Raw genomic sequence first — 21,043 nt, forward strand, 5'->3', positions numbered from 1 at the left:
AAGTGATTTATTTGAAATCTTGTTACGTTATTTTTAATACCGTTTTTTGCGAATGTGAATTTACGGCTAATCGCGACTTTGCCCAGCACTCCCATTCGCGTTATACTAGTAGAAACACTATTAAGTTAGCGATTGTGGAGGATGAGCCAATGTCACGTGATGAACCTTATGTAAAAGACGCCTATATCAATTTTCCAACTGGAACATTATCGTTTACTCAAATTCAACAGATTTTTAGCACCATGCCATTTGAAATTGATTTAATTGATGCAACGGATCACTTTGCTTGGTTTTCTAATAACCCAAAACGTGAACATGAACGTCACGTCGACCAGCTTGGTCAAACCTTGGCGCAATTTCATCCAGCTAAAGTTCTGCCGATTGTCCAAGGCATTATTCAAAGTTTTAGAGACGGAACACGTGACGTTGTCTCAGCACCAATGGTTAAGAACGGCCATCCCGTTTTCACACAGTACTATGCTGTTCGAGACACTGACGGCACGTACCTCGGCACGATGGAATTCACCGGCAACGTGGAACAGATTATTCGCTTCTTTGAAAATGGTGCGTTTGATGCCATGAGCAGCGCGTCTCAATCTGGGGCGGACGCCACGACCAGTGCTTCAACCACAGCAACGCCTACTAAAGCGCAAGCCCCTTCAACTCAGGATGCCACGACTGGCGCTTCTGAAACCGAAGCAGCCCCTGCCACACCTAAGGCTGAACCACAATCAAATGACACTTCTGCGGACGCAACAACTGGTGCTTCTGAAGCTTAAACGCCGACCATTTTAAATTTAATCGCAACAGTGCACACTGAGGATTTCAATACAGGCCTTTAGTGTGCATTTTGGGTTCGGCTCATTTTTAATCGTTAAACAGACTGTGAATTTACGCCGATTATCTACCATCGCTAACACCCGAACAGGACAATCGCGCAAAAGAAGCCTATACTAGAGGTAATGTCAAAATTAGAAAGCGGAGGTCACCCATGGATAAACAGACTAAAATTGATATCCTAACGCACTTAGTACAAATTGACTCGGCAAATGATCATGAACAGCGAGTTGCAGATTACCTACAACAATTGTTATCGGATCACGGCATTACAGCAAAACAGATTGAAACTGCCACCGGCCGAACGAACTTAGTTGCGGAAATTGGTGACTCAAAATCCACAAAAGTTTTTGCCTTGGCTGGACACCTCGACACCGTTAGCTTCGGTAATTTATCTGACTGGGCTCACGATCCGTTGTCTGCTGAAATCCACGGTGACCGTCTTTACGGACGTGGTAGTGCGGACATGAAGGGCAGCGTTGCCGCGATGATCATCACCCTGGTTGAGCTAAAGGAAAGTGGCCAATCCCTACCTGGTCGAATTCGGTTCATTGGGACCGTTGGTGAAGAATACGGCGCCATGGGCTCCAGACAACTAACTGAACAAGGTGTTATTGACGACGTTGATGGTATGATCATTGGTGAACCAACTAGTGGCGACGTCGTTTATGCCCATAATGGCTCACTGAACTACACCGTCAGTTCCGAAGGCAAACCGATTCACAGCTCCATGCCCGAAAATGGTGTGAATGCGCTGACCAACATGGTTAAGTTTATTAACGCCGAAGCTGATCTTTTTAACGACGTTAAGCCAAGTAAAGAAGTTGGCCCATTAGTTCATAGTATTACCGTTTTCAATAGTGGTGACCAAGTTAATACGATTCCTGGACACGCAACTTTGCAAGGTAATATCCGTGCGACACCAGAATTTGGTAACGGCGCTGTTATCAAACGTTTGAACATGATTGTTCGTGGTTTAAGTTCTGCCCCTGGGGTTGACCTTTCCTTTAACGTTGATCATGCCTTTGACCCGGTTGTAACGGACGCTGAAGATCCGTTGGTGACCCTAGCACAGTCGGTTTCTTCTTCTGTGCTCAAACGTGACGTTGATTTAAAGGTTATTCACGGTGCCACGGATGCTTCTGAATATCGAAAAGCTGAGCACCAATTTCCAATCGTCGTTCTCGGCGCTGGTGACTGGGAGAACGCCCATAAAATGAATGAATACGTTGAACTCAGTCAATTTTTGGTCATGAGTGATATTTACCAAAAGATTGCCTTAGATTATCTTCGAAAATAAGTATTTCTGTATCACTTCAAAAAGCCCTGGCATTTTTTGTCAGGGCTTTTTGATTACTTGTTATAGGTTTGATGATGCCCGTCAATAGCTAAGCAAGGTCACTACCACTACGTGCTAGCGGGCTTTTTCGGTTGCTGTGGGATCAGCTTCAGCCACGAAAGATTCGTGTCTTACGCTTCGCTTCTGAGCCTCACCAAACCCGTGAGTCTCAGAAACGTCCAGTACCACTAAACGCTAAAGCGTTAAATGATACTTGTCACTGCAACCGAAAAAGCCCGCTAGCCCTCCGTTCTCGTTACATTTGTGTAATCTGCAACAATGAGACTGTGAAAAACTGCAACGACATTGAGTACTCTCGTTGATATCCCTAATATGCGTTAGATTTAGAATTCACCATTAGGTCATACTGAACATTTAGCCACTAGATAGAAGATAATTAACCCGGTTTGCACAATTCGAACTAGCTTATAAAGAAATCGTATATGATTTCTAATCAAACAGAAACCGGACAACCTTTTCTTATTGAAGCTCATCTCCCACCATATCAGCCGTAGTGTCGCTCAGTCTTTTTCGCCTGGTGGTAGTGACAAGTGGCAGTTGGCGCTTTAGCGCTTACTGCCCACTGGACGGTTATGAGACTGGTCTTTAGGCTCATAACCGAGGCGGAAGACGCGTAGCGGCTGCAGCCGGTCCCACAGCCACTAGGCGAAAAGGACTGAGCGGCCGAAGGCGGCATCGAGCAAAAATCTGAATCCTTATCTATTTAAAAGACACCTCACAATAGTTACTTGTGAGGTGTCTCATTGTTATAGATCTAAGTCTAAATAAGTAATGTCTGGTCGAACTTTAAAGCCGACATGCTCCCAAAATGCACGACCGTCAGGGTTATCGTTAGTTGTAAATAACCCAATTTTAACAATGTTTTGGTCCTTGAAGCCCTTTAAAACGGCTTGAACCAACTGACTACCAATATGTTGACCACGATGAGCTTCAGCAATGGCCATGTGATAAAAATAACCTTTACGGCCGTCAGTGCCGCCTAGCAGAGTTCCAACCAACTGACCTGCATCCTCTGCAACAAAACAAGTTGTTGGGTTATGATCAATAATCGCTTTGATGCCGTCGTAGCTGTTATTAAGCGACTTTAGGTTCATCCCTGGTGTCTGCGACCACAGCGCATACGCGGCCTCATAGTCGTCTGGTTTCATCAACCGAATTTCCAACTGTCTCACTCCTTTATTCTAATGAAATGCCTGATTAATCGCTTGTTCCAAATCATGAATTAAATCTGTCGCACTCTCCAAGCCAAGCGACAGCCGGATGACGCGGTCATTTAACGCGTGTTTAGCTCGAATAGCCGCTGGAATTTCACGGTGCGTGGTTTTAGTTGGGTTCACAATGAGCGACTTGGCGTCCCCAACGTTGGGTAGGTAACTGAATACCTTAACGTGATCCAACAACGTCGCAACCTGTTCAGCGGTGCCATCTAGTTCAAAGGCCAAGATAGCGCCAATGCCCTTTGGTAAGTACTTCGTCACCAACGGATTGGCTGACTCAATGCCTGAATAATAAACCCGTTTCACGTGTGGGTTTTGACTTAAATACTTCGCCACCGCAGTCGCATTGGCAACTTCCTTGGTTAACCGCTCCGAAATCGTTTCTAAGCCCAGTAACACAAGGTAGGCGTCAAAGGGGCTCAGTAGCCCACCAAACAAGCGCACGTACTTAACTTGAATTCGAGCTGCAAACGCACTCGCACCAAATTTTTCAACAAAGCTGGCCTGTTGACCAGTGGCTTCATCACCCAGCGTAAACTCTGGCTCCGTAAATTGCGGAAACTTACCATTTGTCCAATCGAATTGACCATGATCGACAACTAGCCCAGAAATAACGTTGCCATGACCATTGATGCCTTTGGTTGAAGAGTACACCACAATGTCCGCGCCAAATTCAAATGGCCGTAATAGGTATGGTGTTGGGAAGGTATTGTCAACAATGAGGGGGATCTGGTGAGCATGGGCAATTTCAGCAAGTGCCTCAATGTCGGTCACTTCAGTGCTGGGATTGGCCACACTTTCAACGTAAATTGCCTTGGTATCTGGTTTAATAGCCGCCTTAACGGTCTCCAAATCATTCACGTCATCGTAAAAATCAAAGTTGATATTGAACTTTGGAAATAACGTTCGAAATTCATCCAGACTAGCACCATAGATATTAGTCGGTGCTAGTATCCGGCCACCGCCCTCAGCGACGTTTAATATCGTATAAGTAATGGCAGCCATCCCAGAACCGACCGCCACGGCGTCGACCCCGCCTTCCAGGGCCGCAATCCTGTCCTCCAATACCTTAGTCGTCGGATTACCGTTTCGTGTATAACTATACCCTGATATGGTGCCGCCAATGATGCCCTCTGCTCGTGCCTCCGTGCCAAAACCGAAAGCTGCTGATTCATAAATTGGCACCGATGACGCATATTGGTGGTCTTCTGGCCGATAACCCGCATGTAATCGTTTTGTATCAAAATCTTCTTCAGTCACTCATCTCACGCTTTCTTTAAACTAAATCCATCTTAATGTTTAAGCTATCCGTAACCCGTTTTAGCATCGCCACGGTAGCTGGTTCTAACACAATACCGCGTTGGCGATTAACGTCAACAGCTGCCCATTCATGATCACCGGCGACGCTAACCTGTGAGACGCCGTTTACGGGTAATTGTCGTAACCGCAGTAACAGTTCTGATACCCGCTGTTTAATGGCCGTGGCATCCCCAAACCAGGCTGGATCAATTGCCATAAAGAAATGACTGATCCCAACGACTTGCCCGCGACCAAGGTCTGCAGAAAACGGTCCCTGTGCTAACCCCGCAGTCAGTAGCTCAACAATCAACGCTAGACCATACCCCTTATAGCCAGCATCCGTTTCACCAACACCCCCAATTGGCAAAACGCCGCCATCTCGCTGCGGTTGGTTCATATTCTGTAAAAGCCGGCCCGCATCATGAGTCACTTCACCGTGCTCATCTAACGCCCAGGTACCTGGTATCGGTCGGTCTAACTGCTTTAGCATCTCAAATTTACCTAACGAAACCGTCGACATGGCAGCATCAAAGATAAAATCATGCGGTGTTGCCGGCACAGCCACCGCAATTGGGTTACTACCTAGAAATGCATCGTGACCATGAGTTGGCACCGTAAGCGGATTTGTATTGGTCATGGCAACACCAATCATACCAACCGCACTTGCAAGTCGCGCGTAATAGCCAGCTGCACCAAAGTGGTTTGATTGTCGAACGCTAACGATGCCAACACCAGTAGCCTGCGCTTTTTCAATCGCCAATTTCATGGCAGTTATGGCGACGTGTTGGCCGACGCCAAAGTGTCCGTCAATGACGGCAACTGCCCCCTCATTGCGCACAACTTCCAGTGATTGGTCGGGTTTGATTTGTCCTGACCGTAACTTTTTCACGTACATCCCAGTTCGCTGAACACCGTGAGACCTGATACCACGTAAGTCGGCGTCAATTAAACTGGTCGTGAGTTGTTGACTCTCATCGGGTGCGACACCTAGTCGCTCAAAAATTTGGGTCAGTAGTTGCGTTAGTACTGATACCTGGTAACGTTTTGACACGATGTCACTTCCTTACGTTTATAAAACCCAATCAGTTTATTTGTAGTAAGCCTGTTGCACTAATTGTTTGACGTTAGTATCCTTCTTCAAATAACCCGCTTGTTTCAATTCCTTGGCATAGTAAGCCACGTCAGCCTTACCGGAACTCTTCTTTAACCCAAAGTGATACTGCTTGATCAAAGAAGTAACGGTCGTTTCGTTGACAAATTTTGACTTAGCAACGTACTTTTTACTGAGTAAAATATGTGCCGTTTCCTTCGGGTGTTCATTGATCCATTTCGCAGCTTCAGCGTAGGATTTAACAATGGCATCGGCCTTAGATTTATTCTGCTTCGTTAACTTGTTTGAGAGGTATAAGTAGCAGCAAGAGCCACTCTTTTTCATGCCCATATCGGCCATTTTTTGACTGTTGTTGCTGTTATTGTTGTCCACAATGGTTCTGAAGTGGTCTTCTTTAACCGCTTGATAGGCATACGGATCAACCGTTCCAATTGCGTCCACTTGCCCCTTCTGTGCGGCCTTGGTTAACAAATCAAAATCGTACGTCTTCCACGTCACACCGGTTTTAGGGTTAATGCCCGCGTGCTGTAACGCGATACTTGCAACGTACTGTGGTGTTGAGCCTTCCCCCGGCGTTGCAATGGTTTTACCCTTTAGATCCTTCACAGATTTAATCGGTGAATTTTTGGGAACCAAAACACTGATACAGCCTTGGTGAATCCCGCCAGCCGCTTGAATTTGAGCACCGTTTTGAATGGCTGGCAAATACTGAAAATCACCGTTTAAGGCATCGTACTTACCACTGGTAAAACCAGCTTCCAGATCAGTAATGTTCGTTGGTTTAGCAACTAGTTTGGCCTTGAGACCGTTTTTCTTGAAGAAACCTTTTTCATATGCGATGTAATTCGGGGCCCCACAGATCGTCCCGTTTTTAGCTGGAATGGTAATCGAGCCATACTTATAAGTCTTCGTAGCAGCCTGCTTACCGTTACCACACCCAGCCAGACCAACTGTCACTAATAGTGTTGCTAAGAGTCCCAATGTTAATTGCCAACGTTTCATTCACAACATCTCCCTTAAAATAATTCCCATAAAATTTGTTAAAGTGATTACTTAGCAGCGAAAGTACTTAACCCGTGTGCTGCATCAACGAAGTACTGAATGCCAACGGGTAAAGTTTCATCTAACCCGATAAAATGCGGGTCGTGCCAATCTGCAGCGTCAGGCGCACCATTTGACCCAATAAAGGCGAATACACCTGGAATTTGCTGTTGGAAAGTCGCAAAATCTTCACCGGCCATCGAAACGGTCGGCGTCACGACCGTTGCGTTAGCTGACACTAACGGTCGAATTGCTTCAACCAATTGGGCATCATTTTGAATTGGATAGGCACCGATTGCCCATTCAAAATCAGCGGTTTGATCAAAAGCGGCCGCAATTTGTTTAACCAGTTTAGTCATTCGTTGCTTCACCAAGACGGTTGCCTCATCCGTAAAGGTCCGCACCGTACCGCCCAAAGTAACCGTTTCTGGTAGAACATTCCACGTTTCGCCACCATGCACCTGCGTAACACTCACCACTGCAGCATCCAGTGGTGATACATTACGACTCACCACCGTTTGAAGCTGCGACACAATGGCCGCCTGAGCTACAATGGGGTCGCGACCCTTTTCTGGCGCAGCACCATGTGACCCAGCACCGTGTAAGGTAATATCAAAATGATAACAGCCAGCCATCAAACTACCGGCCTTTAAACCGATCGTACCAACTGGTAAGTTAGGGTTGTTATGAAATCCTGCCATCGCAACTGTATTGTCCAATACATGGGCGTCTAGCACTTGTTCAGCACCATGATCTTGCTCTTCAGCGGGCTGGAATAAAAGTTGAATCGTGCCGCTCAAGTTGGCTCGATCCTGTTGTAGCAGGAAGGCTGCTCCTAAGAGACTGCAAAAGTGAATGTCGTGCCCGCAAGCGTGCATGACGCCAGTGTTTTGAGAAGCCCATGGGAGTCCCGTTGCTTCTGTAACCGGTAATGCGTCAATATCAGCTCGTAGCGTAATTTCTTTACCCGGATGGCCACCTTGAATTTCGGCAACCACACCAGTGTTAAGGGCCGTTTGTTTAACGGTGATCCCCCAATCCTGCAAAATTTTGGTGATTCGCGCCGTGGTCTTGACTTCATGATTTGATAATTCTGGTTGCTGATGAAATTGGTGGCGTAACGCCGTAATTTCTTCAATTAATGATGCGGAAATGACCATTTTAATGCCTCCTAACCCGAATTTTTGGTAAACGAAAAGCGGTCGCATCCCGGGGACGACAACCGCTCTGGGTAACTGAACTAAATCTCAATTTAAACTTTCAATACTGTTGACCAATCTCGATTATTGATTGGCTTGGATTCCGGTCGCAACTGACTGCCGATTACTGATCACTTTGAAACGGTGCTGGTTAGTTGGCGTATGCCCTTCAACCACGTTAGCCGTCTCAGGTTGACCGCGATTTTCCAAGGAGTTCACGAAGTCGGCAATTCGACCAGAGCCAGTTGACGATAAAATTTCGTTTGCTGGTCCTTGGGCGAGGATCTCGCCATCTTCAACGAAAATCGCTTGGTCGGCAATTTGACGTGCAAATTCAATTTCATGGGTCACAATCACCATCGTAATGTGCTGTTTTGCAAGCTTAGCAATCGCGTTGAGCACACCTGAAACCATTTCCGGGTCAAGGGCTGATGTTGGTTCATCAAACAATACAACCTTGGGCTTTGAAACGATTGCCCGAGCGATTGAAACCCGCTGTTGCTGGCCACCAGACAAAGTAACTGGGTACTGGTCAGCAATTTTTTCAAGGTCAAAGTCGCGCAACACTTTCAATGCTTGTGCCTTCGCCTCATCGAAAGTGGCCACTTTGTTGTAAATTAAGGGTGACATGACGTTTTCGAGCGCAGTTAAGTTTTTAAACAGGTTAAACTGTTGAAAAACCATGGTTGATTGGGCTCTGATCTGACGGGTGACTGCCTTATTTAACTTATTGGCTTCCACCTGGACCCCAGCAACTTCAACGGAACCTTCGGAAGGTGTCTGAAGCAAGTTTAACGTTCGTAACAACGTGGTCTTCCCAGAACCACTCGGGCCAACGATTGCGGTCACACTACCTTCTTCAACGGTCAGATTGATGTTTTTTAAAACTTTTCGTTTGCTAAACTGCACTGCTAGATTGTTCACTTGAATTAATGGCATCAGCAACTACCCTCCTATAAGGTCGACTCAATCGTTCTTCAACACGTTTTTGTAGCCAAGTATAGATGATGATCATGACCCAATAAATTAGGCCAACTGCAACGTAAACCTCAAAGAATCTTAACGAGGCACTGGCCAGTAATTTACCATCCGCAAAGATTTCAGTAACTCCCAACGCGAAGGCCAGTGACGTTTCCTTTAATAGGGAAACAAACGTATTACCAGTTGCGGGTAAGGCATTCAAAGCAGCCTGTGGTAGCACGATACTGGTGAAAATCCGAACGAAACTAAAGTTTAAAGCTTCACCCGCCTCAATTTGCCCCTGATCGACCGACGCAATCCCAGCTCTGAAAATTTCAATCAGATAAGCTGATTCTTTAACGCCAAGTCCTGCAATCGCTGCTGTAAGTGCAGAAACACCCTTAAACACCGGTGAAATTTCCGGTAATCCATAGTAGACAATAAACAGTAAGACCAACGTTGGAATGCCTCTGAAAAATGACACGTATAACTTGACCAACAGTTGGAAGGGACGCGCTGCGTATAGTTGAACCAGTGTCAGCAAGCCACCAAGGACCACTGAGATCAGCATCGCCACGACCGCCATGATCAGTGTTAACGGAATGTATTTAATCAATTGTGGAAATAAGCCAATGAAGTAGGACCAACTAAACGTCATCGCTCCAAACCTCCTTATTTAATCTCGTTTGTGATGTCGTAACCGAAGTACTTGTTTGAAATCTTGTTTAACGTACCGTTCTTCTTGATCTTAGCTAAGCCTTTGTTAAACACCTTACGAAGCTTCTTGCCATTGGCATCATTCTTGAATGGGTAAGCAACAAGCGCCTGACCGGCATTACCGTTAACCACGTGCCAGTTTAAGTTTTGCTTCTTGATGATGGCACTCAACGTCGAACGTGAATAAAGTAAGCCATCAACACGACCGGTAATCAGCGCTTGAGTGGCTTGATCACGCGTTTCGTAAACTTTGATCTTGATCTTTGAATCATACTTTTGAAGTGAAGTGATGAAGTTGTTACCGGCACCACTGGTGGCCACCGTCTTGCCTTCAAAGTCCTTCAAGTTCTTGTAACTGGTTCCCTTCTTAGCTGCAATGTTGGTTGTTTCATTGTTGTATGGCGTTGAGAAGATGTATTTTTGCTTCCGTTCTGGTGTTGCGCCGATATCGTTGGCAACTGTGTCTACCCGCCCAGAATCAACTTGACCAAAGATACCGTCAAAATCAGTTACGGTAAACTTAGTCTTGTAACCTTCAGCCTTGGCAACCGCCTTAGCGACATCAACGTCATAACCGGTTAACTTGTGATTTTGCTGGAAGGCATTGGGGAAAATCGTTCCCGCCGTCGCAATTTTGATGGTTGGCTTAGTTGTTGATTTAGCCGATTTTTTACTGCTAGTAAACCAAAATGCCCCACCAATCACTAAAATAACGATAATAATAACTGCCCATAATCCATAACGATGTTTTTTCATATCAATTCTCTCCCTAATTTTTCTCTACAGTTTAAATTCATGGTCACTGTGACCACCCGTAATAATGGCTAAGGTATCATCTAAAGACTGCATGACCATGTTTTTAACAGCATGATCAGTAAAGAATGCGATGTGCGGTGTTAACAATACGTTTGTAAACTGTTTGAGCTGGTTGTAATGATCCACCGGCGTTTGGCCCTCAAACCGTTGATTGAAAATTTTGGTTTCATCCTCAACCACATCAAGCGCGGCCCCGGCCAGCTGTTTAGCATTCAAAGCATCAATCAACGCTTGCGTATCAACCACCGGCCCACGTGAATCATTAATGAAGAAGGCGGTTGGCTTTAATTGTGCAAATTCAGCTTGCCCAATCAAATGTCGGTTCTCAGTACTACCCCAAACGTGAACGGAAACAACGTCAGCTCGTTTGAGCAACTCTTCCTTGCTAACGTAGGTCAAGACGCCCCTTAGATCTTCACGTGGTCCGCGTAAATCATTGCCGATCACTGTGGCCCCTAACGCATGGAAGATTCGAGCAAGTGTTCCGCCAATCCGACCAACACCGATAATCCCAACTGTCAGTTCCGTTAATTCTCTTGATCGTAGTCCTAAGACCACGTAATCATTTCGACTCAACCGGTCGTTGAATTGAGGAATGTGACGAATTAGCTGCAATGCTTGTGTTAACGCCAGTTCGGCAACCGCTTCAGGTGAATATGACGGCACGTTCGTGACCCGCAGGCCATTATCCTTAGCCCATTGCAGGTTGACCGTATCGATACCAGCTGAACGCGCGGAAAGCTGTGTGATGCCATAATCATGCAGCCGTTTATAGAAGTTCGGCGTCTGCGTAATGATAGTCCGTTGCTTAAAATCAACGCCGTCATATCCTTTGGCCAAGTCAACTGTGTCATCGTGCAACTCTTGACTGACGCTGTCGACTTGAACACCATGTTCCTTTGACCACTGTTCGACGAACGGTTGTTCATCTTCACGTACGTTGTAAGCAATAATTTTTGTCATGTCTAACTGCTCCCCTACCAAAATTTATTCAACGGTTCTGCGTTACCAACTTAATCTGTGGTAAACAAAAACGTCCTTTCTCATTCAATCACTTGAACGAAAAAGGACGTTTGCACGCGGTACCACCTTTATTCCATGTCAACTGCCTAAAAACAATTGCCATGACACTTCAGCTACAGCACAAGTGCTATAACCTACCACTGTAACGGGCGGACCCGATATCACCTAACCCCTAGGCTCAGCGATACGACTTGATTGAGACCATCTTCAACTGTTATCTTCGATCGCTTTTCACCAAGCAGCGACTCTCTGAGCGAAAACTGCAGTTTACTCATCTCAACGTTTAGTTGTTCGATTAAGTTGTCATAATTATTAAGCAGAAATGAGTGAGTGTCAATACTAAATTAAAAAATAATTTGTATTTTATTAAAACTTACTCATGTTTTTGAAGAATGCACAATTCGCATTAACGTTGATATGAAACGGGTGGCTTTAATCATCAGACCGGTTGAGCGCTGGTTCTGATTATTCCCGATTCGTCCTCAGTTTGATCGGCTCACGTTGCTTTTCGAGTTGATCAGGCTGATTGATTGGCAAGGTCATCACCTTAGTCGGGTGATGAATCATCCGAGCTGGATTACCCACTGCCGTATCACCCGCCGAAACATCCTGTAATACAACAGCCCCGGCCCCAACCTTGGCGCCCTCACCAATGGTCACCGTGCCGAGAATTTGGGCATTCGCCCCAATAAAAGCGCCCCGTTTCACGATAGGATGGCGACGGCCAGTTTTCGTAACGTTATGACGTGCACCCAGTGTCACGCCGTGCAATAACGTGACATCATCTTCAATAACTGCTGTGGCACCAATCACGACACCAATGCCATGATCGATAAAAACCCGTTGTCCGATTTGTGCTGCTGGCGCGATGCTGATTCCGGTCACTTTAGCAGCATGCTGACTAATTAAACCAGCCACTAAATAGTGGTGCCGCTGGTCTAACGCGTGTGCAAGTCGATGCCAAAACAGCGCGCGGAATCCTGGATAGGTCAAAACGACCGCCAGCAAACTATGGGCAGCAGGATCACGCTTGAGGATGGCCCGTGCTGTCTGTAACATGTTTGTCGCTCCCTTGAACGGCCATAAAGCCGCGATCTAAGTCGGCCAATAAGTCCTTGCTGTCTTCAACCCCAACTGACAGGCGGATCAACTCGTCCTTGATGCCATTTTTCAAGCGAATATCGCGTGGAATTGCGCCGTGCGTCATCAGTGCCGGAATTTCAATCAATGATTCCAGTGCGCCGAGACTTTCAGCCAAGGTGATCATCTGCAGATTTTCAACAAACGCCTTTGGATCTAACCCCGGTTGTAATTCAAACGAAATCATTGCACCAAAGCCGTGATGCATCTGCTTTTTAGCGACTTCATAATCTGGATTATTTGGATCACCTGGATAATAAATTTTGGCGACAGATGGTTGATCAGAAAGGTAGTTGAAGACCGTCTGTGCATTGGCCAAATGTGCTTGCATCCGCACGGCAAGCGTCTTCATACCACGTTGCAATAGCCAGCTTTCTTGAGGGGCCAAAATGCCACCAATTGCGTTTTGGAGGTAGCCAATCTTTTCGCCCAACTTATCATCCTTGGTAACGATCACACCACCAATCACATCGGAGTGGCCACCCAAGTATTTAGATGCCGAATGTAAGACAATATCAACGCCTTGTTCGAGTGGTCGCTGAACGTATGGCGAACTGAACGTGTTGTCGATGATACTGAGTAAGTTATGATCACGGGCAACGTTAGCGACGGCCTCAATATCCGTCACACGTAACAACGGATTCGTTGGCGTTTCGAGGTAAATGGCTTTGGTAGCTGGGGTAATTGCTGCCTCGACCGCTTTTAAATCACGGGTATCCACGACACTAAACGTCATGCCAAACCGCTTCAACACTGTATCGATCAACCGGAACGTCCCACCGTAGACATCGTCACCAACAATGAAGTGGTCACCAGCGCTGAACATTGAGAAGACCGTATCAATGGCTGCCGAACCTGACGCAAACGCGAAGCCGCGAGTGCCACCCTCTAAGTCAGCGATTAAGGCTTCAACTGCCTCTCGAGTGGGGTTACCTGAGCGAGAATATTCATACTTTGATTCACCAATTTTCTTTTGGTGGAAAGTTGAGGCCATGTAGATTGGCATTGACGTTGCGCCTGTGTATGGATCTTCACTGATACCACCGTGGATCAATTTCGTTTCAAATTTCATGAGCGTTACCTGCCTTTATATTTAAATTTTTTGATTGGGAAATTTGTCATTTTATTTTGCCGAATTGGGCTTCTCCACGCAGATAGCTGCATGTAAGGCCTGACCGGCACAAATCCAAAACCGGGATTTATGCGTTCGTTACTTTTACCGTGTCGAATTGGGCTTCTCCACGCAGATAGCTGCATGTAAGGCCAGACCGGCACAAATCCAAAACCGGGATTTATGCCGGTCTGGCCTTACACTCCGCTATCTAACCGCGTGGTTCCGCACCTTAGTCATAAATATTCTCACTCATATATCGCTCTGAGCTGTCCGGGAATACCGTTACGATGGTGCTATTGGCTGGTAATTGTTCAGCCACTTTTAGACTTGCTGCTAAGGCTGCACCCGATGAGCTACCGATGAAGAGGCCCTGTTGTGCCGCCATTAATTTCACTTGTTCGAAGGCGTCCTTATCTGCAATCGTGAGGGTTTGATCAATCTGCACATCCTCGAAAAACGGTGGGATGAATTCGACGCCGATGCCCTCCGTCTTGTGGGCGTGTGCCGGGCCACCATTTAAAATGGAGCCTTCTGGTTCGACCACGATTGCTTGCGTTTGTGGCCGTTGTTCTTTCAAATACTTAGCGATTCCCGCAAAGGTGCCACCCGAACCGGCACCGGCAACAAAAGCATCAATTGGTTGCTGCAAATCAGCCGTCAGCTCAGGTGCTAACGTATGGTAATACGTCGCCGGATTCGCCGGGTTTTCAAATTGCATTGGTACATAACTATTAGTGATTTGTTGTTCAAGTTCTCGCGCCTTTTTGATGGCACCCTTGATACCATCCGCTGATGGCGTGTTAATTAAAGTTGCCCCCAACGCTTTCATCAATGTCTGCTTCTCATAACTGAACTTCTCCGGCACCACCAAAATAGTCGGTAAATGATGTTGCTGCGCTGCTAACGCAACACCGATACCCGTATTGCCGGCAGTTGGTTCAATGATGGTTGTTGTTTCATTGATTTTGCCGCGCTCAATACCATCTTGAATTAAATATTGTCCCAAACGATCCTTGATGCTACCGCCTGGATTAAACATTTCCAACTTAGCATAGATATGCGACTGATTTGGAACTTCGATTTGTAAGTCGATCAACGGGGTGTGACCGATAAGTTCCTGAACTGACTTAATAATCATCTTGATTTTCCTTTCCTCGCTGCTGTTAGCTTTGGTTGGTCGGGATAATTGTTGGGGGTCGCTGTGAAATGAGCTAAGTCACTTGGTCTGCATACTTTTCACCAGACTTACTCAACTCATCTGGTATACGCAAAACGTAGTCTTCAACTCATTTTTTCTAACAAAAAAGGGGCACGGAATTCTTCACAGAATTCGCGTGCCCCACTCTCCGTTCCACCTGGAACAGAGACTTTAAGGTCAACAATTACCCTTCAAAAGTCAATGCTTAACAGGCCGAACATCGTAGTACACGCGATGTCCGACAACAAGTGTTTTGTAACTTGGCATTGATTGAATGGGTTGTCATGTTGTTGCCTCCTCTTGTTTGGTTGTGGCTAATATACCTTCTACGAAATTACTTGTCAAATCATTTTTATCACTGCGGTATTCAAAGTAGTCCAATGAAAGCTGGCTACGACTGGCTTTGCTTGTGATTAATTTATTTTTTAATTGGGTCACTTGATGCGTTGCTGATTTGAATCAGTGGACCTTCACTAGTTTGATCTTCGATGCCATGGGCAAAATCAACTATACCAATTCCAATTTATTTTCAAAATCAAACTATACTTACAATGCTAAAACAGCTCACTTTTTGAATAATGTGCTAAAATGAGCATTAAATAAAGTCATGAGGGGGATATTTTATGACAATCAAAAACAAAGTCGTCGTCATTACCGGTGCTTCCAGCGGTATTGGTCAGGCAACCGCCCACAAATTAGCCAGTGAGGGTGCTAAATTAGCGTTAGGCGCTCGTCGTTCAGATCGACTTAAGGCAATTGCAGATGCCTTTCCGGCTGGACAAGTTGTGTACCAGACCACTGATGTGAAGGATAAGCAAAGCGTTGCCAGCCTTGTTAACCTGGCAAATGACACCTTTGGACGTGTTGACGTTTTATACAATAACGCTGGTGTCATGCCAATTTCAGAGCTTGCTGAATTAAAGGTCGACGAATGGGAAAATATGATCGATACTAACGTTAAGGGTGTTCTCTACGGTATCGCTGCTGCCCTGCCAATCATGATCAAACAACAACAGGGCCACATTATTACGACTGATTCAGTCGCTGGACACCTAGTTCACCCTGGGACTGCCGTTTATGCCAGCACGAAGTACGCGGTACAAGCCATCATGGATGGCCTTCGTCAGGAACAAGTGGACAACCACATCAAGACGACCATGATTTCACCAGGTGTGGTTAATACTGAGCTATACACCAGCATTAGTGGCGCTGAACAACGGGCTAAAACCGAAAAAGCGGAAAAGGGTATCGGTATCGCACCAGAGGATATCGCTAATGCCGTAGCCTATGCAATCGACCAACCCGAAAGCGTCGGCATTAACGAAATTTTACTACGCCCGATTTCACAACAGCTTTAATTGATCACCAAATTTAATGACCGGATTTAAAAAATCACAGTAAAACTTCCTATACCAATTTGGAAGTTTTACTGTGATTTACTTTTTTCATACGTCATTGTAGTTAGAACACCATCAGGAATGGCTTGTTGATAACGGTGCTTGCTCCGCTTGAATCCCAATTGTTCATAAAAGTGCTGGGCGTCCACGTTTGTCTCCAACACCGCCAAATAATAATGTTCATATTGCGTGGCCAGGTCCTTCATTGCAGCTTTCATCAATCGTTCACCAATTCGTTGCCGTTGATATTGTGGCAATAGGTAAATCGAATACACTTCACCCCAACCAGTGTAATCTGAATTTCTTGCAGCCCCATAACTGCAGACACCAACAATCTCGCCGTTAGCAGTAACTGCTAACCAAGTCGTTTGCCAGCGTGTTTCGGGATGCCACTGCTGCCGATTTAATTGGGCTAAATACGTTGCCGGCAGCTGATCTGCATAAGTCGCCTGCCAACTTTGGTAGTAAACTTCTCGAATGGCGTCAAAATCAGTTGTTGGTGTTGCTCTGATTAATTTGATTGTCACGTTTATCGCCCTCTCTGTTTAGTTTTTATCACTATCTCACAAATTGGCCAGAAACATAAGCCATGCTGGATTTTGAACATGAAACCATCGCTTTGTGGTTAATCATAATGCAGGTACTTACGTAATGAAACCCGTCGAACGCTTACAAAATATTCAGACTTATTTGATTTATCTTTCAAGACTACAATAATCATTAAGAGCACTTATCAGTCAGCCTTGCAAAGTTAGGAGGAAATTACATGATTCAATTAACTAATAAAGTCGCTATCGTCACAGGTGGTTCCTCTGGTATTGGTTTAGCAACCGCACAGGGAATCATCGCGCGTGGCGGCGTCGCTATTTCCGCTGATGTTAACGCACCAACTGATTCCAACGTTGACTTCGTTGAAACGGACGTCACTGATCCAATTTCGCTAAAACATCTGGTCGATGTCGTCACCGATAAATATAGTCACATTGACATTCTGGTCGCCAACGCGGGTGTCGCCGAAAAGAAGGCCGCCGTTTCAGAGCTAGATGAGGATAATTGGACCAAAGTAATCAGCATTGATTTAACTGGTGTCGTCCTCACCAACAAGTATGTTGTTCAACAGATGGAAAAACAGCCATCTGGTGGTAGTGTGATTAACATGAGCTCAATTTTAGGCATCGTTGGTGGGCCAAAGTCACAGGCTTACTCAGCTGCCAAAGCGGGTGTTTCAAACTACACCAAGTCACAAGCCATCACCTACGCCTCCAAGGGCATCCGTTTAAATGCGGTCGCTCCAGGTTACGTTAATACGCCACTACTTAAAACCTTGCCTAAAGAAACCACAGATGCCATGATCAGCAAGATGCCAATTGGTCGACTGGGTGAGCCCGAAGAAATTGCCAACGTCATTGCCTTTTTAGCAAGCGACGAAGCATCATTCATGACGGGCGCAGTAGTCAGTGTTGATGGTGGTTATACAGCAATTTAATGAATCTATCTTAGCTTAAATGGCCAGTACTATCAGCATCGTACTGGTCATTTTTTAGACTAATCGGCCATTGTCACACGGTTTAACCGATAATTAACCAGCAGCTCAAAGGGGCCAAAGCGATGCGCCTGTAGTGTAAGAACAACACTGGTTTGCCGTCGATTTTGTAAATATAACGTACTCAAGAAACTCACCTGACTACTTTTAGCCGCTAAACGATCAACCACTTCAACGTCGCGACCACGCTTTAACTCAGACAGACATTTTGAATCACCGCGTGTGATTTCGCGCAATTGCTTATCATCTTGTCCTCGAAGGAGCGTGTCTAATTGATGCATGCCTGAATTTTGTGATCGAACCTCATTGTTATAGAAATTAAACCCACTGATGCCTAGAACGATGATTGTCAGTATGAGCGGCCATCTAAGTTGTTGAAGTCGTGGCAATGCCATTGCGGGTCGATGCAACAGCGACCTCACAATCAGTAAAAATGTCCAGGCCAGTGTTGTCACCAACCACGCAATTACAGCCAGTCCGATCACTTCAACAGGATCGATATTAAATAGACCATTGGCAAACTCATTGCTTTGAAAGATCCCTGGTAAACTCAAGTATGTGATGCCAATTAATAGGACAATGATGTAAATTACACTGAATCGGTTCTTTAGCACACTTCGCCATATTTTTACCATTGTTGCATTCCAACGTTGGTATGTTGTTCGTAGATCGTTTTTCTTTCTACGTTCAGCATAGCGTTCTTAGAAAGCCTGTCAAAAGTTCATTGATATTGTAAGTTTTTACATATCCGACAAAAGACGGTGTCCTCACATTTTAGGGACACCGTCTTTTGCCTTTAATTTGTCTAAAAAAGTACCAGTCATTCTTCATTACTGACAAATTGTTTATATTTTTCAAGGCTAAACTAACATCATAATGACAATAACCGCAAACGGAAATATTAGGATACTTTCGGTCAAAATTCGAGTTGGAAAAACGACATCGAGATGTGCTTGCTCGGCCAGTACTGGTAGCGCCGTTAACATTGGTGTTGCTGCCTGAACAATCAATGTTTTAACGAACATCGAGTTCATCGATACAATATTATAATGTTGTGCCACCACAATAACTAAAAACATTACCAGTGGCGAAACCACAAATTTACCAACTTGAGCCACTACATCAATCTTTGTTAGTTTCAAATCTGTAAGTTTTGTTCTGGCAAGTTGCAACCCCAAAAAGATTAACGCAAGTGGCGTCACTAGATTCGAAAGATAAACGAAGGATTGTTGCAAAAAGCCTCGTACCTGAAGATTAATAACAAAGAATATCAAACCGACTACAAATCCCCACATTGGTGGTGTAAGTAAATTCAAAAAACGTTTTATCTTCGATGCAGTTGGTTCAGGTTTCAAATTTTCAGGTGTATCTCGATAAATGAATTTCACGCCAATTCCCCATGTTGCAATGGTATTTGCGATGAAATAACATAAGAAATATGGCAGACTCTGGTTACCAAAGAGTGCCAAGTTTAGCGGAAGTCCCACAAACAGTGTGTTTGAATTAACGAAACCATTAACAAAAATACTTCGCGTACTCTGTGGTAAATGAAGCATTCGACTAAGCATAATTGACACTCCAAAACAAATTAATATGGCAATCATTATTAGCAAAGTCCCAATTGCTAATAGCACAAAATTATTTCGATTAATATACCGTTGGGTAGACAAGAGTATTGAGACAGGAAGTGCAACATCAATTAGTAAATTTGAAACATCACTCGAGAAAGCATCACTGACTAGTTGGGTTTTTTTTAATAAAAACCCAACTAAAATAATTGTCAGAATAATCAGAACACTATTTAATGATACTAAAAACACTGTGAGCATAGTTAAGCCCCCCTTTTTAAACAGAGGTAACAGTAAAAGAAGGGTATAAACCTACCCAAATAAGCAAACAATCCCGATGCGGTTTAAGCATTCGGGATTGTTTACACTTTTCAATATCATTAAATTTATCCGTGCCTACTTTTACTGTTACAAACAAATCTATTTATAATTCAAATGTTGGATCGACCTTAATTGGCTTGCCAAGTTTGATTGATTGATCTACAGCGATTGCAGCCCGTTGAGCCATAATTGCATCGACCCCATTTGCAACAACCGGTTTATCCTCAATCACAGCTCCAACGAAACTATGGATTTCATTTAGGTATGCTTCATGATAACGAGACATGAAGATTGGTAACGGGTTCTTCTTTTCTTCTTGTTTATCCGTATAAAGCTCCACCGTCGAATTTGAAACGTTTTCCGCCTTCAACATTCCTTCGGAGCCGAAAACTTCAACTCGTTCATCATAACCATAAACGGCTTGCCGTGAGTTATCAATCAGCCCGAAACTACCATTTTCGAACTCAAGAACAAGTGCAATCGTATCGACGTCATCAATCTCTTTAAGTGTTGGATCAATTAACGTCCCGCCTTTAGCGTAAATTTCAGTAATATTCGATCCCATCATGTACCGAACCATATCAAGATCATGAATGGTGAAATCAAACGGTAAAGTCCCGACACGTTTAATTAGCTCTTTATCCAGTACGAACGGATCTCGTGAGGTTGTTTTAACAATTTGAGGTGACCCAATTACGCCCTTACGTACCCGTTCATAAATATCACGAAATTGGGGATCCATTCGTCGATTAAAGCCCATTTGTAATTTGAGGTGATTAGCATCAACAATTTTTAAAATTTCGCGAACCTCTGATTCAGGTGTCGTCAAGCTAAATGGTTTTTCGCAGAAAATATGTTTATGAGCCTTTGCAGCATCGAGAACTATTCCAGCGTGTGTATCAGTTGATGTAACAATTAAAACGGCTTCGATTTCTGGATCATCTAATACTTCATGATAGTCTTTCACCACATGGGGCACATTTGCATATTCTTTTTTCCATTCATCATCAACCTTTAAATCGCAAATATACTGTAAATCTACATCAGGCATGGTTAATAAATTCTCATAATGGTTGTGTCCTTGACGACCAACACCGATTAACCCTACTTTTAATTTACGTGTCATGACTGCATCTCCTATAATAAAATAGATATTTTTAGATAAAAATTTATCGTTCTGTA

20 protein-coding genes and 1 other annotated feature are annotated in these 21,043 nt (G+C 44.7%); of the genes, 4 read left to right on the top strand and 16 right to left on the bottom strand.

The window, feature by feature from the left end:
- The first annotated feature begins 149 nt into the window (after nucleotides 1–149).
- Both FD04_RS08990 and FD04_RS08995 read left to right on the top strand, forming a co-directional pair.
- Complete coding sequence (locus FD04_RS08990) at nucleotides 150–779, top strand: PAS domain-containing protein (RefSeq protein ID WP_054700276.1); 630 nt, start codon at nucleotides 150–152, stop codon at nucleotides 777–779.
- 212 nt (nucleotides 780–991) lie between these two features.
- Nucleotides 992–2,137 carry an ArgE/DapE family deacylase gene (locus FD04_RS08995; RefSeq protein WP_054700274.1) on the top strand — a complete coding sequence of 382 codons (1,146 nt, stop codon included), beginning with the start codon at nucleotides 992–994 and terminating at the stop codon, nucleotides 2,135–2,137.
- 806 nt (nucleotides 2,138–2,943) lie between these two features.
- Here FD04_RS08995 and FD04_RS09000 read toward each other — a convergent pair.
- The 12 genes from FD04_RS09000 to FD04_RS09055 form a co-directional block, all read right to left on the bottom strand.
- The gene (locus FD04_RS09000; protein ID WP_235805681.1) at nucleotides 2,944–3,360 is read right to left on the bottom strand and encodes a GNAT family N-acetyltransferase; all 417 of its coding nucleotides are present in this window, start codon (nucleotides 3,358–3,360) and stop codon (nucleotides 2,944–2,946) included.
- Between the two features lie 18 nt (nucleotides 3,361–3,378).
- Nucleotides 3,379–4,674, bottom strand: a complete 1,296-nt coding sequence (locus tag FD04_RS09005; RefSeq protein WP_056948389.1) for an O-acetylhomoserine aminocarboxypropyltransferase/cysteine synthase family protein — start codon at nucleotides 4,672–4,674, stop codon at nucleotides 3,379–3,381.
- Nucleotides 4,675–4,690: 16 nt separating this feature from the next.
- Nucleotides 4,691–5,764 carry an Ldh family oxidoreductase gene (locus tag FD04_RS09010; protein WP_054700272.1) on the bottom strand — a complete coding sequence of 358 codons (1,074 nt, stop codon included), beginning with the start codon at nucleotides 5,762–5,764 and terminating at the stop codon, nucleotides 4,691–4,693.
- A gap of 36 nt (nucleotides 5,765–5,800) precedes the next feature.
- Nucleotides 5,801–6,826, bottom strand: a complete 1,026-nt coding sequence (locus FD04_RS09015; protein WP_056948391.1) for an ABC transporter substrate-binding protein — start codon at nucleotides 6,824–6,826, stop codon at nucleotides 5,801–5,803.
- Between the two features lie 47 nt (nucleotides 6,827–6,873).
- Entirely contained in the window at nucleotides 6,874–8,025 is a 1,152-nt protein-coding gene (locus FD04_RS09020; RefSeq protein ID WP_056948393.1) for an amidohydrolase, read from the bottom strand.
- A 123-nt stretch (nucleotides 8,026–8,148) separates the two neighbouring features.
- Nucleotides 8,149–9,003 carry an amino acid ABC transporter ATP-binding protein gene (locus FD04_RS09025; RefSeq protein WP_082603196.1) on the bottom strand — a complete coding sequence of 285 codons (855 nt, stop codon included), beginning with the start codon at nucleotides 9,001–9,003 and terminating at the stop codon, nucleotides 8,149–8,151.
- Nucleotides 8,963–9,682 (bottom strand): amino acid ABC transporter permease, encoded by a 720-nt coding sequence (locus FD04_RS09030; RefSeq protein WP_054700270.1) that lies wholly within the window; start codon nucleotides 9,680–9,682, stop codon nucleotides 8,963–8,965. The genes FD04_RS09025 and FD04_RS09030 overlap by 41 nt, the downstream gene beginning before the upstream one ends.
- Before the next feature lie 14 nt (nucleotides 9,683–9,696).
- On the bottom strand, nucleotides 9,697–10,497 hold the full coding sequence (locus tag FD04_RS09035; protein WP_056948394.1) for a transporter substrate-binding domain-containing protein: 801 nt from the start codon (nucleotides 10,495–10,497) through the stop codon (nucleotides 9,697–9,699).
- Nucleotides 10,498–10,521: 24 nt separating this feature from the next.
- Nucleotides 10,522–11,520: a D-2-hydroxyacid dehydrogenase gene (locus tag FD04_RS09040; RefSeq protein WP_056948396.1), complete on the bottom strand. Its 999-nt coding sequence runs from the start codon at nucleotides 11,518–11,520 to the stop codon at nucleotides 10,522–10,524.
- 99 nt (nucleotides 11,521–11,619) lie between these two features.
- Nucleotides 11,620–11,867 (bottom strand) — a binding site (T-box leader).
- Between the two features lie 178 nt (nucleotides 11,868–12,045).
- Complete coding sequence (gene epsC, locus FD04_RS09045; protein ID WP_054700262.1) at nucleotides 12,046–12,639, bottom strand: serine O-acetyltransferase EpsC; 594 nt, start codon at nucleotides 12,637–12,639, stop codon at nucleotides 12,046–12,048.
- Nucleotides 12,605–13,792 carry a trans-sulfuration enzyme family protein gene (locus FD04_RS09050; protein WP_054700260.1) on the bottom strand — a complete coding sequence of 396 codons (1,188 nt, stop codon included), beginning with the start codon at nucleotides 13,790–13,792 and terminating at the stop codon, nucleotides 12,605–12,607. Before FD04_RS09050 ends, epsC begins: the two co-directional genes overlap by 35 nt.
- A 271-nt stretch (nucleotides 13,793–14,063) precedes the next feature.
- The gene (locus FD04_RS09055; RefSeq protein ID WP_054700258.1) at nucleotides 14,064–14,972 is read right to left on the bottom strand and encodes a PLP-dependent cysteine synthase family protein; all 909 of its coding nucleotides are present in this window, start codon (nucleotides 14,970–14,972) and stop codon (nucleotides 14,064–14,066) included.
- Between the two features lie 683 nt (nucleotides 14,973–15,655).
- On the opposite strand from FD04_RS09055, the gene FD04_RS09060 reads away from it, so the two are divergent.
- Nucleotides 15,656–16,390, top strand: a complete 735-nt coding sequence (locus FD04_RS09060; RefSeq protein ID WP_054700256.1) for an SDR family oxidoreductase — start codon at nucleotides 15,656–15,658, stop codon at nucleotides 16,388–16,390.
- Nucleotides 16,391–16,458: 68 nt separating this feature from the next.
- Here the strand turns inward: FD04_RS09060 and FD04_RS09065 are convergent, their stop codons facing one another.
- On the bottom strand, nucleotides 16,459–16,956 hold the full coding sequence (locus FD04_RS09065; RefSeq protein WP_054700254.1) for a GNAT family N-acetyltransferase: 498 nt from the start codon (nucleotides 16,954–16,956) through the stop codon (nucleotides 16,459–16,461).
- A 239-nt stretch (nucleotides 16,957–17,195) separates the two neighbouring features.
- Here FD04_RS09065 and FD04_RS09070 point away from each other — a divergent pair, with 239 nt between their 5' ends.
- Nucleotides 17,196–17,915, top strand: a complete 720-nt coding sequence (locus tag FD04_RS09070; protein ID WP_054700252.1) for an SDR family NAD(P)-dependent oxidoreductase — start codon at nucleotides 17,196–17,198, stop codon at nucleotides 17,913–17,915.
- Nucleotides 17,916–17,974: 59 nt separating this feature from the next.
- Here the strand turns inward: FD04_RS09070 and FD04_RS09075 are convergent, their stop codons facing one another.
- The 3 genes from FD04_RS09075 to iolG all read right to left on the bottom strand — a co-directional run bounded on the left by FD04_RS09075 (nucleotide 17,975) and on the right by iolG (nucleotide 20,987).
- On the bottom strand, nucleotides 17,975–18,607 hold the full coding sequence (locus FD04_RS09075; RefSeq protein WP_056948398.1) for a hypothetical protein: 633 nt from the start codon (nucleotides 18,605–18,607) through the stop codon (nucleotides 17,975–17,977).
- A gap of 225 nt (nucleotides 18,608–18,832) precedes the next feature.
- Nucleotides 18,833–19,801 (bottom strand): AEC family transporter, encoded by a 969-nt coding sequence (locus FD04_RS09080; protein WP_056948401.1) that lies wholly within the window; start codon nucleotides 19,799–19,801, stop codon nucleotides 18,833–18,835.
- Between the two features lie 163 nt (nucleotides 19,802–19,964).
- Nucleotides 19,965–20,987 (bottom strand): inositol 2-dehydrogenase, encoded by a 1,023-nt coding sequence (gene iolG / locus FD04_RS09085; protein WP_054700244.1) that lies wholly within the window; start codon nucleotides 20,985–20,987, stop codon nucleotides 19,965–19,967.
- Nucleotides 20,988–21,043: the final 56 nt, after the last annotated feature.

The sequence above is a fragment of the Secundilactobacillus odoratitofui DSM 19909 = JCM 15043 genome (assembly GCF_001434895.1).
GTDB classification, from domain to species: Bacteria; Bacillota; Bacilli; order Lactobacillales; family Lactobacillaceae; genus Secundilactobacillus; species Secundilactobacillus odoratitofui.